Origin of the sequence: Mangrovibacterium marinum (assembly GCF_003046625.1) — a bacterium.
GTDB lineage: Bacteria > Bacteroidota > Bacteroidia > Bacteroidales > Prolixibacteraceae > Mangrovibacterium > Mangrovibacterium marinum.
Genome location: NZ_QAAD01000002.1, coordinates 244,587 through 259,261, shown reverse-complemented (window position 1 = coordinate 259,261; position 14,675 = coordinate 244,587). Strand labels below are relative to the sequence as shown.

Sequence of the window (14,675 nt, the reverse complement as noted above, 5' to 3'; positions counted from 1 at the left end):
CGCAGCCGAGGCTGGTTGCTGAATGCTTTCATTGTTAGTGTTTTGGTGTTGTATAACCTTTTTGTTCTTATTTTTATTCAGACTAAATTAGAAGGATAAAGCAGTGAGGTAAACCACTAAAAGCGAAATAAAATGATGAATAAAATTCACACATTGGGCGGGTATTTTCACGAGTATCAGAAAAGCATAGCTAATCCGGAGTCTTTTTGGGAGCAGCAGGCCGATTGTCTTTATTGGCGTAAACGATGGGATAAAGTGGTTGACTGGAATTTTGAAGAGCCCCGGATCAATTGGTTTGTCAATGCCCGGTTAAACATTACTGAGAATATTTTCGAGCGGAATTTATATACAATCGGAGATAGCACCGCCATTATCTGGGAACCCAACGATCCGACGGAGGCTTCCATTCGCTTAAGCTATCGCGAGTTGTATGCGGAGGTGAATAAATTTGCCAACAGTTTGCGTAGTTTGGGGGTGACGAAAGGAGATCGGGTTGCTTTGTATATGCCGATGGTCCCCGAATTGGCCATTGCGCTACTGGCTTGTGCCCGTATTGGAGCTATTCATTCAGTAATTTTTGCCGGTTTCTCGGCCCAGGCGTTGAGCGAACGGATTAATGATGCCGATGCCAAGCTTGTGCTGACCGCTGACGGCGGTTTCCGCGGATCGAAAATAACACCATTAAAGGACATTACCGATGAGGCTCTCGAAAGCTGTCCGGGAGTTCGCAGCGTGGTTGTCTTAAAGAGAACAAATACAGCCGTGCAAATGGTCGGCGGAAGAGATATCTGGTGGCACGACCTGATTGAAGGGCAGGCTGATTACTGTGCCGCTGAAGATATGGATGCAGAAGATCCGCTATTTATATTATACACTTCCGGCTCAACGGGTAAGCCCAAGGGCATTGTTCATACCACCGGAGGGTATATGGTTTACACGGCCTACACTTTCCGGAATGTCTTTCAGTACAGCCGGGGCGATGTGTATTTCTGCACAGCCGATATTGGCTGGATTACCGGTCACTCCTACATCGTTTACGGGCCACTGCTGAACGGAGCCCAAAGTTTGATGTTTGAAGGAATTCCAACCTGGCCCGATCCCGGCCGCTTTTGGGATATTGTTGATAAATACCAGGTCAACCAGTTTTATACTGCACCAACAGCCATTCGCTCGTTGTTGTCGCTGGGAAACCAACATCTGGAGGGGAAGAGCCTGGCCTCGCTGAAGGTATTGGGAACGGTTGGAGAGCCGATCAACGAGGATGCCTGGCACTGGTATCACGACCATGTTGGGAAAAACCGATGTCCGATTGTGGATACCTGGTGGCAGACCGAAACCGGAGGTGTGTTGATTTCGCCGTTGGCGGGAGTAACCCCCACCAAACCATCCTTTGCCACTTTGCCACTGCCCGGGGTTGTGCCGGTGATTGTTGATAATGCGGGCGAAAAGCTTAGGGGGAACTCGGTTGAAGGTAATTTGTGTATTGAGTACCCCTGGCCCGGCATGGCCCGCACCTTATGGGGTGACCATGAGCGATTCCGGGAAACCTATTTTTCAAGCTTTAAGAATTTGTATTTCACCGGCGACGGGGTGCGTCGCGACGAGGATGGCTATTACCGGATTCTTGGCCGTGTGGATGATGTAATTAATGTATCCGGACACCGTCTGGGGACTGCAGAAATTGAGAATGCGATTAATGAACACCCGCTGGTTAATGAGTCTGCCGTTGTTGGATATCCGCATCCCATCAAGGGGCAGGGGATTTATGCTTTTGTGGTATGTCCGGAGCTGTCAACCGGAGGAGAAGAAGGAATTCGGCTTTCAATTAAGCAAGGAGTGAGTAAAATAATTGGTCCCATTGCGCGGCCCGACTTGGTTCAGCTTGTCCCCGGCTTGCCCAAAACCCGAAGCGGAAAGATTATGCGGCGGATTTTGCGCAAGATCGCCGAGGGCGATGCGAGCAATCTGGGAGATACAACAACTTTGTTGGATGAAGAAATTGTTGATGCAATAATCGGGTCTGCATTGGTGGATGTGAAACGCTGAAATAGGACGAAAATGGATGTAAATATCGCTTTGGGGACTGCTTTCCGACGGTGTAATCTTTGTGTTAAAATTCAAGCCGGAAAGCTTGCATTCTGATTGTAGCATTTATTTCTGTTTATTTTTGAGAAGTTAAAACTTCGGCTGATTGGCCGGAGTCTGAAGGAAACTATCGAATTACACGAACGTAAATAGGAAAAAAAACGATCCTTCAGAACATCGAGTTTAATTTAAATAATTCAAAAACCATGACTGTAAACAGAACCTTTGGAATTGGCTCCGAAGTGAATGAGCCCGAGGTGTCAGAGAAAAAAAAGATCCAGTACATTAATTTGAAGCTGGCAGCCGATGGTTATCCGACTTGTAATTCAGGTATCAAAACTGATTTCCTGGAGATTGCAAAGCCGTTATTGAATAACTATAACATCAAATCACGTTTGTTATCCAATAATGCTTCACCCTTGGGGCAGAGAATCCGGAACTTCCTGGAAGACTACCTCAGTGATGTGCCGGGTGATAACACCATCACTTTCCCGGAAAATCCGTTTATCTTAGATCGCTACGGCCTGGCTCGTATTATCTCGATCCCTCCGGGAGAAGATTTTCACGAGACCGAGCAGATTAAAACTTATCGCACAGCTCAGGGGATCCTGAACAACCCCGCCTCAGACCGCCGTACAACAAAAGGAGTGTTCCACGTCGTCGAAGGAGGCTTGCCAATTGCTGCTGATAAAAAAGCCGTGCCCAAAATCACCTTCAGTAAACTTTTGCAGGCGGCTCTGAACCCGCCAAAAGAAACGATGACCTTGCCGTTTACTGCAAAGTTGGAAAATCCGGCACAGCTGTTTGTAAGCTTAATGCTTCGGCCAATCGTTGTTCCTGAAGTTCCTGGCGTTATTGCCGAAAAATCAATGGAAGTTGCCTTTTTAGCTCCCGGTAGCCTGGTGTCGAACCTGGACTTTGTGGAGTCAATTTTTGGTAATGCCGGAGACCCGTTTCTACCGGAAAACGATGCCGCACTCGACCCCGAACACTGGACCGGACACACGGGCTGTGTGATTTTGGCTCCGCACCTGACAAGCTTTACCAAAAAAGAATTGGGATTACCCCATTACGATAATGCGACCGAACGTCAGCGCCGCGATGGCATGTGCTGGAAAGATGAAACCGAAAAGTATAACGATGGAAGCGCCTTTAAAATCACTTGCCGTGATGAACGTGGCGTGGTTGTTACACTGATCTCGGATAACTACTTCGGTTATTGCAAGAAGGAAGTAAAAACCATGATTGGTTACTCGGCCAACTTGTATGGTTTGGCTGAAGAAGAGCATGCCGGTGGTGCAATTGCTTGCCGCAGCTATAACTTAGGGGAAAAATGCTATATCGACGAGCGTATTCCTTCTAACGGAATGAACTTCGCCTCCTTTATTTATCAATACGCCGACCTGATTGAATTGAAACCGGAAGGGTACGCCGTTGATGTTAACTTCAACAATGTACTGTATGTTCCCGAAGATGCTGTTTTCGACTTAAACACGCAAAGTGTAAGCTGGAAACAGGGAACAGAAAAGCAATCAATCAAGTTGTTGCCATATAAAGTTTACATCTACCCGAACGGTTATAAGGTAGAGATGAAAAAACGCATCGAAGGACCCAAATGGCACCTGGTTGGTACTTATGCCGAAGGAACACTTTGCCACAAACCTTGTACAGTATCCGGAGGTGGTAAGTCTGAGATTTCAAAATCAATCAAGGATGCCATGATCCAGGGATCGTACATTGTTGGTGATTTGAATGAAGATTTGGATATGGTTGAAAAGATCATGGCGCATGATTTTTCAAATCGTTTCAAAGTTCCGGCAGACTATTCGGTAAACAAGCCACGTCACATCCTAAGCCCGAAGCGTTCATTGGGATCGGTGATTAAGTTGTTGACTCCTTCTGATTTATATACCGACGAATACAACGAATGGCTGGTTTCCTTGCCACAGCGTATCAAAGTGTTGATTTACGTTATCAAAGGAAACTATTCGCAGGAATGGGATACCGACTGGAGAAAATATTTCTCGGTTGATAAAGTTAACGGTGTTCCGGGTAATGAGCTGAAATATAAGAGCAACAAACTGCTGTCGAACTACCTGCGTGTAGGTCACGATGCGGACGGTTCCTGGAGAATCTTCTTGTTGCGTCAGGATTTTAACCCTTCAGCAAAAGTTCAGGTTGAAGATGATATCACCGCTTCAGTTGTTTTAGGTGCAGATAAATTGACTAACCTGAACCCGGAATATAAAAACCCGAGTGTGAAGATCGTTAAAAACTGTGAGGCTCGTTTGTTCCAGCGTCCTGACGATGCTGTTGTTAAAGGATATGACAAACAAGCTGAGAAAGATCTTTCAAGTGCTGGTACCTTTGTATCTAACTTCGAGCCTTTGACCCGCGAACAGGTTCAGGCGATTAAGGATGATGCGATTGGTTTTGAATTGTACACAGAACCGGTTAAGGAGTTGATCAACAACTTCCTGAAATCGGATAAACCCGAATATCTGGTCATATCTTCAGAGCCTCGAATCGTCGACGGAAAACCGTCAAAGAACGTACGTTATCTGCAAACCCGCCCCGACTTGGTTGATCCGCTGGATAAATATGTTGCTGAAATTTCAGCTCGGATCCACCGGAAGATACCTTTGGATAAACCATTATACATGCCGGTTAACGCAGTGTTGCCCGGACGTCGGAACAACCCGGCAGAACCGGCCAACAATGTACCGCCACTGGCTGTATACAACCCGGTTCACTACCAGGAGCTGCCCGAACTGTTTATCGACTTTATCTGCAGTATCACTGGTAAGTCGCCCTCGACAACCGGTTTCGGTTCTGAAGGTGCTTTGACCAAAGGCCCGTTTAACAGCTTGTTGCCCGCTGCCGACCTGAACAATGCTTTCTTGTCGTACATTTTGACGGGCTACGACGGCTTTAGCTCGGCCGCCGGTTATGTCGGTCCGAAATACAAAGTTGACCACGATGTCAGCCTGTTGATTCCTGAAATCTGGTGTCGTATGTCGGTTGCTGAGCGCGATCCGAAGTTCCTGATCGAAAACGGATATCTTGAAAAAGTGGAAGATTTCGAATACAAAGGGCGGAAAATTGATGCCAGTTTGCTGGGCTACCGGATTACGGTGAAGTTTGTGAAACATTTCATGGCCCGTATCTTCAGTAAGGCTGATGCGGTGTTTAACGAAGAAATGCTGCATCCTGAATTGCAGGATCTCGATATGTTCGTCGCTTCAATCGATAACCTGTCAATTACTCAAAAACGTGTTGCCGAAGGCTTGATGACCGATGGAACGATTGAGCGTCTTTGCCCGCCGTTGAAAGCCTTGGTGCACATTATGGTGGATGGCAAATACAACGGTAAAGACCGCAACGATCCGGAGATTCGTGCCATGTTTACCCCTGAAGTGGTGCTGAACAGCGACTGGTACAAAGAGCGTTTGGTTGCTAAGCAAAATGCCGATATCGAGCGTTGTGCACAAAGTGTTGCCTATATCGAAGATGTTTTGAGCCGCAAAAATTATGCTTCAACCGCTGTGCGTCTGGATTTACCAGCCCGTCTGGCCAAAGCCAAAGCAGAGTTGGAGAAAGTGAGCAGCCCCGAATATCTGAACGAGTTAAAAGGTACACTCGGACTGGATCCGATGCAGCCTATTGCTGAATAAATCAAATTTACAAATAGTTGAAAGGGAGCAGTTTGCTCCCTTTCGTTTTTTAATACAAATAGCTTGTTTATGAATTTACGTTATGCGGTTATCGGAACCGGAGCACTGGGAGGCTTTTATGGTGGAATGTTAGCGAAAAACGGGCAGGACGTTCATTTTCTGTTGAACTCCGATTATCAACAGGTGCGGGATCTGGGACTTCGGGTCGATTCCGTGACGGGCGATTTTGTTGTTAAGCCGATTCATGCTTATTCCAACGCCTCAGCGATGCCCAAAGCTGATGTGGTGTTAGTTTGCCTGAAAACAACAAACAATCATCTGCTGAAGGAACTTTTGTCGCCCATAATGCACGAGGATACGATTGTTGTTCTCATTCAGAACGGGCTAGGTGTCGAGCAACAAGCCGCAGCCAGTTTGCCGGGTGCTCAGATTGCCGGAGCACTGGCCTTTATTTGTTCCAGCAAAGTTGGGCCAGGGCATATTCACCACCTCGATTTGGGAAAGCTTACGATTGGTTCGTTTAATTTGAAACAGCCGGAGGTTCTGCAGCAGATTCGCTTCGATTTTAACGATGCCGGTGTTCCCTGTCAGCTTACCGATGATTTGGCTATGGCGCGTTGGCAGAAGTTGGTATGGAATGTCCCGTTTAACGGACTCACGGTGGTGCTGAATGCAACGACCGATCAAATTATGGCTAACGAAGAAAGCAGTAAACTTGCGCATGAAATGATGTATGAAGTCGTTGATGCAGCCAATGCATCTGGTGTTCCGTTAAAGCGCGATTTTGCGGATAAGATGATGGCTGTAACGGCAAAAATGACTCCTTATGCGCCCAGCATGAAGCTCGATTATGAGCATAAACGTCCCATGGAGATTGATGCAATATACAGTCAGCCCATAGCCGAGGCGTTGAAATGCGGTTTTAAAATGTCTAAAGTTGAGGTGCTCGAGAAGCAGTTGCATTTTTACAATGCGATGAATCTGCAATAGCAGTCGTTGCTTGATTCGCCCCAAAAAGAAAACGGGCTGTCCGCAAAATTAGATGGACAGCCCGTTTTTTAGATCTCAATGTTGGTGTTATTTAATACCGTGCATCATACGCTTTAACCAGGGAGATAGTAAAATCAGGATAACTGCAATAATGGCCGATTGAATCGCAATTAGCCAGAATACCTGAATTTCCATATTCAAGCTTTCCTGAAGTTTCAGGGAGATCGCTTTCATTTGTGAGGCCACAAAGTTACCGGCAGCAAAGGATCCCATCCAGATTCCCATCATCGTTGACACCAGTTTGGGAGGCGACAATTTGGTAACCATCGACAGCCCGATGGGCGACAGGCATAACTCGCCAAAGGTATGGAGCAAGAATACCAGGCATAACCAAAGCGGGCTAACCAGACGGATTTCTTCGCCCGAGGTAGAACGGGTATAGGCGATTGCCATGGCTACAAAGCCGAGAGCGAGTAAAATCATCCCCCAGGCAAATTTCATCGGCGTGTTGGGGTTCAATTTGCGTTTGTCCAGGGCGGTCCACAGTACACTGAAGATTGGAGCAAAAATGACAATGTAAATCGCGTTGACGCTCTGAAACCAGGTTGCCGGAATTTCCCAGCTGCCGATCATGCGTTGCGTATTGTCGCGCGCAAAAATGTTGAAGGTTGTACCCGCTTGCTCAAATCCACTCCAGAAGAAAATGTTGAACAAAGCCAAAACCAGAATCACACCAATACGCGACCATTCGGTTTTTCCCGATGTTCCTTTAAATATGTTGAAGCCTAACACGAACACGGCGCCAATGGCGATGAGGTAGATTAATCCGGTGGATACAGCCGACGGTATGGCGGTCCATCCCAGAATTACCCCAAAAATAAGCGCCACCACAGCTACCACATAAACCAGGATGTTCATCCAGTCGTTGATGGCCAAACGCACGCGTTCCGATTTTACTTTCGGAGGCATGCCAATGTGCCCCAGGGTATGACTGCGCAGGAAAAACCAGGTTGTACCGATAAGCATCCCGATACCGGAAGCCAAGAAACCATACTGCCAGGCCACCTGTTCCCCCAGTTTACCGGCCACAAGCGGCGACAAAAATGCGCCAATATTAATACCCATATAAAAGATGGTGAATCCACCGTCTTTGCGCGGGTCGTTGTTGTCGTACAGTTCACCAACCATCGTCGAGATGTTGGGCTTGAAGAACCCATTCCCGGCAATCAGAATACCCAAGCCGGCATAAAACAAGGTTTGACGGGTTTCCAAAGCCGTGTCGGCTCCGTGAAGCCAGGCACTCGAGGCCAGCAAAAACTGGCCGATAGCCATGGTTACTCCTCCGATGTATATCGATTTGCGCTGCCCTAGTACTTTGTCAGCCAGGATTCCGCCAAAAATCGGGGTTACATAGACTAAGCCGGTGAAAATCCCATAAATGGTGAATGCATCCAGTTCTGCCATATCGAAACCACCGGTTGCAAATTGCGCTGTCAGGAACAGCACCAACAAGGCGCGCATTCCGTAGTAGCTGAACCGTTCCCACATCTCACTGGCAAACAACGTCGACAGTCCAATCGGATGCCCAAAGAAAGCTTTGTTCTTGTCACTCATAACTGCGAAAAAATTTTTTTGATTATAAGCTGTCAAATTTATCATTTTAAAAAACACAAATTGTTGAAAGATGTCATTCTTTTGATATTCTTAAGAAATAAAATCATCCTGCTTGCTGATATTTTTCCCGAATAGTTGCAGGAAATTTTCGTTTTGAGCCTTTGTGCAGGCAAAGTTCATTGCGTACATTTATAGGAAGAAAAGCTCGCTGCTTTTTGGAAAAAACATTACTATCATGAATAAAATATTTACAAGCCGTCAAATCGCTGAGCTGGATCAATACACTATGCAGAACGAACCAATCTCGAATATCGATCTCATGGAGCGCGCATCCTTACAGCTAGCCAACTGGATTGTGCAAAATATTGTTAACGAGCGTCTGTTGTATTTTTTTGTCGGGCCTGGTAATAATGGCGGCGACGCACTGGCTCTTGCCCGCCTGATGGCGAATGTGGACTACCGTTGTCGGGTATTTCTGCTCGATCTGGGGCATTCGTTAACCGGCGCACCCGAGGTGAACCTGGTACGTTTGCAGCAGCAGATGAAAGCTGAAATCACCGTGCTTGCTACAGCTGTCGACTTTCCGGAGATCCCCGATGATGCACTGATCGTGGATGGCCTCTTTGGCTCGGGCCTCAGCCGCCCGCTGCAGGGACTGCCGCTGGAAGTGGTGAATTATCTGAACAGCCAACCCGCAGAAATCCTGGCCATCGATATTCCAAGCGGGCTGTTTGGCGAGGATAACGCCGGCAATCCGCTCGAGAATGTGATTCGCGCAACCTACACCTTGACATTTCAGTTCCCGAAGTTGTGCTTTTTTTATTCCGAGACCGAAGATTTGATTGGCGTTTGGGAAGTGTTGCCCATCGGTCTGCACGAGGAGGGGATTGTCCAAAAGCAAACGTCGTACTTTTTCGTAGATACCGACGATGTGGCCGCCCTGCTGAAGGTGCGCTCGCTGTTTGCCCACAAAGGAACTTTTGGCCATGGTTTGCTGGTGGCCGGGGCCTATGGCAAAATGGGGGCAGCAGTGCTCGCAGCTAAAGGTTGTCTGCGCTCGGGGGTGGGCTTGTTAACGGCCCATGTACCACACTCGGGAACAGCTGTTTTACAAACGGCAGTACCTGAGGCTATGTGCTCGATCGACGCCTCGGACCTGATGTTTACCGAGTTTCCGGACCTAAAGCAGTTCTCGGCCGTTGGTGTCGGACCCGGTATCGGAACCAAGTCCAACTCGCAGCGGGCCCTCAAAGAGCTCCTGCTGGCCCAACCCGATGCGCTGGTGTTGGATGCGGACGCATTGAATATCTTGTCGATGCACAAAGAATGGCTCGATCTGTTGCCCGCCAATGCCATCGTGACACCGCACCCCAAGGAGTTTGAGCGCCTCACAGAAGCTACCGGCGACAACTACTCCCGGCTTCAGTCACAACAGGCGTTCTCCCGGAAATACGGTGTAATTGTTGTCCTGAAGGGAGGCTTTACATCCATCAGCCTGCCTGACGGCGACATCTATTTCAACACAACCGGCAACCCCGGTATGGCAACAGCCGGTAGTGGCGATGTGCTCACCGGAATCATCCTGGGCTTGCTGGCTCAGCACTATCGCCCGAAGGAAGCAGCCTTGCTGGGCGTTTATCTGCATGGATTGGCCGGCGACCTGGCTGCCAATCATCTCGGTTACGAAGCGCTGTTGGCGAGCGACATTGTGGCGCATCTCGGCGAGGCTTTTTCGCTATTGCAGAATTGGGCTGATTGACTCTGGGGATGGTGATTCGGGAACCGGGGGCGAATTTAGTTCGGGCTCAAGAAGTTTCTGTCCTTTTTTTAGCGATATCGACTTGAGAGAGCAGATCTACGGCGTTATTTTAGTTTTTGAAGAATTGTCTTCTCCCCGGTTTTCATTCATTCAGTCAGTAGGCAAGCGGGCAGAGGTATTAGGTCGCAGAGGGGCTTGTCAGCATTCGGGGAAGGGCGCCCGAGTCTCGTTGTTACGAATTTTTAAGATTAAAATCATCGTAGATTGCTGATCGATTCGCTATTTTTGGAACTTACAGAACTGGTTGGGTCGGCCCTGGTTGGCTGGCTGATCTTTTATCAGTCTAAAATTGATCACATAAAGCATGAAATTCAAACAGGAAAATATGAAAACCAAATTTCTTTTGTTCGCTTTGCTGGCCGCCTTTTGTGTGCCGGCCTTCGCACAGCGCAGTGATAAAAACGCGATGCCGGTTCTCACGGACGGATTGGCCTATAGCTTACCACGCACCGGTCTGCGTATTCATGTTCAGGCTGAACGGGAAAAGTTCTTTGCCGGTCCTTATGCGCAATTCGCCGAGGCTATGCTGGGCCTGAAAAATGCCCCAACCACCGATCACGAAAAATGGCTGATCACCGGCGTTCGTATCGAAACCTTTGGCGAAGCCGATCCTAATCAGATTTACAAAACTGCCGGTTTGAATGGCTCGCTGATCAACCTGACCGACGACGGTGTGCTGGCAGCGATCAATACTGCTGTTGAAACCCGGACAGTAGCGCCTGCGGTGGCTACTTTTGCCGACGATAGCAGCATTCCTGCTTATCCGTTCCCCGACTTATCGTTAAACCCCTTCTTTGAAAAGCCCGACTCTGCTTCGGCCAATGTCTTGATCGCGAAGTCGCTCCAGCAAAAGGCGCAGGAAGCAGCCCATACCATCACCAAATTACGCAAACGCCGCTTTAAAGCCCTGGCCAATGCCTATGATGAGCAACTGCCCGATGGTAAGGCTTACGCCGTGATGGTGAAAGAACTGGACCAACTGGAAGATGACTATGTGGCACTTTTTATTGGAAAGAGTTATAAGAACAGTTTTGAATACAGTTTCGACTATATCCCCGGCGACAACTCCGTGTCGGGCGATGTTGTGTTCAGGTTTTCCGAGACCAAAGGGGTGCTTCCGAAGACCGATCTGAGTGGCAAACCGGTGCAAATAGAGCTGAAAAAGCTTGACGAGCTAGCTTCGGCACAGGCAAAACAAAAGGGGGCAACGGCTGGTGTAAGTCATATCTTCTACCGCATGCCGGGTAAGGCCGAACTTCGGTTAATGAACGGTGTTAACCTGTTGGCTATGGCCCGCCTGGATATTGCTCAGTTCGGAACTGTACTTCCAGTGCCGGACGAATTGCTCGATGGGAATCACACCGTTGTTTTTCACTCCACGAGTGGCGCCATTAAAAATGTTGGCGCGAAATAAATTGAACCCGACGAATTGACAGGTGTTTAAACAACAGAGCCGGACTCAAACCCGGCTTTTTCATTCGTAAATATTCAACCTTTAAAATAACAGGAGCATGAGTAATGACATTAGTAAACTGGAGCCAACAGCGCTTTGGGAGAACTTTCATGCATTGACGCAAATACCGCGTCCTTCAAATCATGAAGAAAAAATTCAGGACTTTGTATACAATTTTGGACTTAGTCTGGGGCTGGAAACCGTGAAAGACGAAGTTGGAAACATTATTATTCGTAAGCCTGCAACACCGGGTTTCGAAGACCGTAAAGGAGTGATTCTGCAGGCCCACCTGGACATGGTGCCGCAGAAAAATTCGGATAAGACGCATGATTTTGAAAACGACCCGATCGAGACGCTTATCGATGGCGATTGGGTAAAGGCCAATGGCACGACACTGGGGGCCGATAACGGAATTGGTGCCGCAGCAGCCATGGCGGTGTTAGCATCAAAGTCGGTGGAACACGGGCCGGTTGAGGCCTTGTTTACCGCCACCGAGGAAACCGGGATGGATGGTGCCGAAGGGCTGGAAGCGGGCCTTTTGCAAGGTGAAATTCTGTTGAACATGGACTCGGAAGACGAGGGCGAACTGTATGTAGGATGTGCCGGTGGCGAAGACGTTTCGGTTACTTTTGACTACAAGAAAAAAGAAATGTCGAAAAATTATATCGGTGGTCGTTTGAGCGTTACCGGACTGAAAGGTGGCCACTCGGGCATGGATATTATCTTGCAGCGAGCCAATGCCAACAAGCTATTCTTTCGGGTGCTTAGCCGCGCATTCGAGAAACACCAGGTTCGTCTGGTGAGCATCGAGGGGGGAAGCCTGCGCAATGCTATTCCGCGTGAAGCCTTTGGCGTGGTGGCTGTGAAAAAGAAAAAGTGGGACAAAGTGTGTGCTTTGGTGAGCTCGCTCGAACAAATCATCAAGCAGGAATTTGCCCTCACTGATCCCGATATTCGGATTGAACTGGTGCCCGAAAACGTCATTGAAAAGGTCATTGATAAAAAAACACAGCTTCGCTTAACCGAGGCAGTGCTGGCTTGTCCCAATGGCGTGATTCGGATGTCGGACAGTATGCCTGGGCTGGTGGAAACATCCAGCAACATGGCCGTTGTAAAATCCGATAAAAAGAAAAAGACTGTCAGCATTTATTTTCTGATGCGCAGCTCGGTAGATTCGGTGAAAGTAAACCTGGGACAACGGATTAAGGCGCTGTTCTCGTTGGCCGGCGCCAAGGTGAAATTCAGCGGTTCGTACCAAGGCTGGAACCCCAATATGGATTCGCCGATTTTGAAAACCATGCAGGGTATTTTTGAGGCGAAATACGGAAAGCTTCCGCAGATCAAAGCCATCCATGCCGGTCTCGAATGCGGTATCCTGGGAGGCACTTATCCGCATTGGGACATGATCTCTTTTGGACCGACGATTCGCTTCCCGCACTCGCCCGACGAAAAAGTCAATGTGCCATCGGTTGCTAAATTCTGGGATTTTCTGCTCGAAACGCTCAAAAGCATCCCCGTGAAGGAAGAAACGGAAGGTGGTGCAGAGGATGCAGTTGAATAGTTTTTCGACCATTCCAAGTAACAGAAAAAACAGGTCCGGCTTTGCGAAGTCGGACCTGTTTTTTTTAGCCGGCTATTTACGGCTTTTTCCGGCAACTGTCGATGCCCCCAAGGCGGTAAAGCGGGCAAAAGCGAAACAGGCTGGTTAAAACCAAAACGATGGCAATAACCATTAAGACCAGCCCCCAGGTTCGACCGATTGTACCGTTGAGGAACAACAAAGCAATAATTGCTGCAATGATTACGCGCAGTAGCCGATCGGCCCTTCCGATATTTCGTTTCATGGAATGATAGTTTAATTTGACCTATTCCGCTAAGATAGCATTTTGCGCTGCTAGATGTTTCGCCTCAGTCAGCAACAGACAGCATAAGAGTGGCTGAAGATACTACGGGGGTGCCCAATATGCAATGTTCAGCCCAGTCGGCTGTCAGTAGCGTTGCCGTCGATCAAACACATTTTCCGGATAAATAATATTGAAAAGGAGGCACATACTCGGCAAAGCGAATATCTTTGTGGGTGGATAAAAAATGAATAACATGCAAACTTGGTTCGAAGTAAAAGTAAAATATGTAAAAATTGACCAGGATGGTCGCGAGAAGAAAGTCAGCGAATCTTACCTGGTTGATGCCGTTTCATTCACCGATGCTGAAACGCGGACAATTCAGCAAATGCAACAGATTATCCGTGGTGAGTTTCATATCGACAACATCAAAAAATCGAATATTATTGAAATTTTCCCGGCCGAGAGTGGCGAATATTGGTACAAGGCGCGCATTGCCATTGTAACCATCGACGAAAAAGCGGGCAAGGAAAAGAAAGTAAACAACTATTTTCTGGTGGCCGCCGACGATTTCAAGGAGGCTTTTCAACGTTTGGAAGAAGGACTTTCCTACATCTTGGTTCCTTACAACACCACATCGATGGCCTTAAGCCCCATTGTTGACGTGTTCCCGTATTTCTCGGAAGATCAACAGCCGCAAGAGGTACCTCCGCATTTAAAGCCGGTTGAGCAGGTGCACGAATCGACCGAGGAGTTGATGGCTTCCGAGCAGTTTGAAGAAAGTGATGCCGAAGAAGGTGACTTTGACGATGACCCGCCAATTGCCGACGGGGAGACCGACGAAGATCCCAATGCTTAAAAAATACAGGCCCGTCTGATACGCTCAGGCGGGCCTGTTTTTTTAGAGGAAACCACAGGGGTGCAATGCTGCTAAAACAAGTACTTTGTTTGGCTAACACGAAGCAAGTTACAACAATTCAAGGGCAGAGAGCATATCCTGAATGTAAAAAAGCGCAGGAGCCCGGGAAGTTTCAATTGGGATGAAAGTTTTGGATTTTTTCAACGATGCTGTTGTCGTTGTTTTCAAAAGTTGTCGGGTTGTCGTTCCACGTCGAATCAAGACTCGTTATTGACATTCGCCTTAGCAACTCGTAAGCGTCTCCGTGATGACGCAGCAAAAAAAACAGCGCTTACCCAGT

General features: G+C 48.0%; 9 protein-coding genes. 7 read left to right on the top strand and 2 right to left on the bottom strand.

What is annotated here, in order from left to right:
- Positions 1–132: 132 nt before the first annotated feature.
- The 3 genes from acs to C8N47_RS02915 all read left to right on the top strand — a co-directional run bounded on the left by acs (position 133) and on the right by C8N47_RS02915 (position 6,749).
- Positions 133–2,046 carry an acetate--CoA ligase gene (gene acs / locus C8N47_RS02925; RefSeq protein WP_107821016.1) on the top strand — a complete coding sequence of 638 codons (1,914 nt, stop codon included), beginning with the start codon at positions 133–135 and terminating at the stop codon, positions 2,044–2,046.
- 245 nt (positions 2,047–2,291) lie between these two features.
- Positions 2,292–5,759: a PPi-type phosphoenolpyruvate carboxykinase family protein gene (locus C8N47_RS02920; RefSeq protein ID WP_107821015.1), complete on the top strand. Its 3,468-nt coding sequence runs from the start codon at positions 2,292–2,294 to the stop codon at positions 5,757–5,759.
- Between the two features lie 69 nt (positions 5,760–5,828).
- Positions 5,829–6,749: a putative 2-dehydropantoate 2-reductase gene (locus C8N47_RS02915; protein ID WP_107821014.1), complete on the top strand. Its 921-nt coding sequence runs from the start codon at positions 5,829–5,831 to the stop codon at positions 6,747–6,749.
- A gap of 87 nt (positions 6,750–6,836) precedes the next feature.
- On the opposite strand, the gene C8N47_RS02910 is transcribed toward C8N47_RS02915, so the two are convergent.
- A complete protein-coding gene (locus C8N47_RS02910) occupies positions 6,837–8,363 on the bottom strand; it encodes a peptide MFS transporter (protein WP_107821106.1) in 1,527 nt (508 codons plus the stop codon).
- A 235-nt stretch (positions 8,364–8,598) separates the two neighbouring features.
- Between C8N47_RS02910 and C8N47_RS02905 the strand changes: the two genes are divergently transcribed.
- The 3 genes from C8N47_RS02905 (at position 8,599) to C8N47_RS02895 (ending at position 13,196) form a co-directional block, all read left to right on the top strand.
- Positions 8,599–10,122, top strand: a complete 1,524-nt coding sequence (locus C8N47_RS02905) for an NAD(P)H-hydrate dehydratase (protein WP_107821013.1) — start codon at positions 8,599–8,601, stop codon at positions 10,120–10,122.
- 364 nt (positions 10,123–10,486) lie between these two features.
- On the top strand, positions 10,487–11,596 hold the full coding sequence (locus tag C8N47_RS02900) for a DUF4831 family protein (RefSeq protein WP_107821012.1): 1,110 nt from the start codon (positions 10,487–10,489) through the stop codon (positions 11,594–11,596).
- A 97-nt stretch (positions 11,597–11,693) separates the two neighbouring features.
- A complete protein-coding gene (locus C8N47_RS02895) occupies positions 11,694–13,196 on the top strand; it encodes an aminoacyl-histidine dipeptidase (protein WP_107821011.1) in 1,503 nt (500 codons plus the stop codon).
- Between the two features lie 76 nt (positions 13,197–13,272).
- On the opposite strand, the gene C8N47_RS02890 is transcribed toward C8N47_RS02895, so the two are convergent.
- On the bottom strand, positions 13,273–13,479 hold the full coding sequence (locus C8N47_RS02890; protein WP_107821010.1) for a YgaP family membrane protein: 207 nt from the start codon (positions 13,477–13,479) through the stop codon (positions 13,273–13,275).
- Between the two features lie 253 nt (positions 13,480–13,732).
- On the opposite strand from C8N47_RS02890, the gene C8N47_RS02885 reads away from it, so the two are divergent.
- The gene (locus tag C8N47_RS02885) at positions 13,733–14,335 is read left to right on the top strand and encodes a DUF4494 domain-containing protein (protein WP_107821105.1); all 603 of its coding nucleotides are present in this window, start codon (positions 13,733–13,735) and stop codon (positions 14,333–14,335) included.
- The last annotated feature ends 340 nt before the right edge of the window (positions 14,336–14,675 follow it).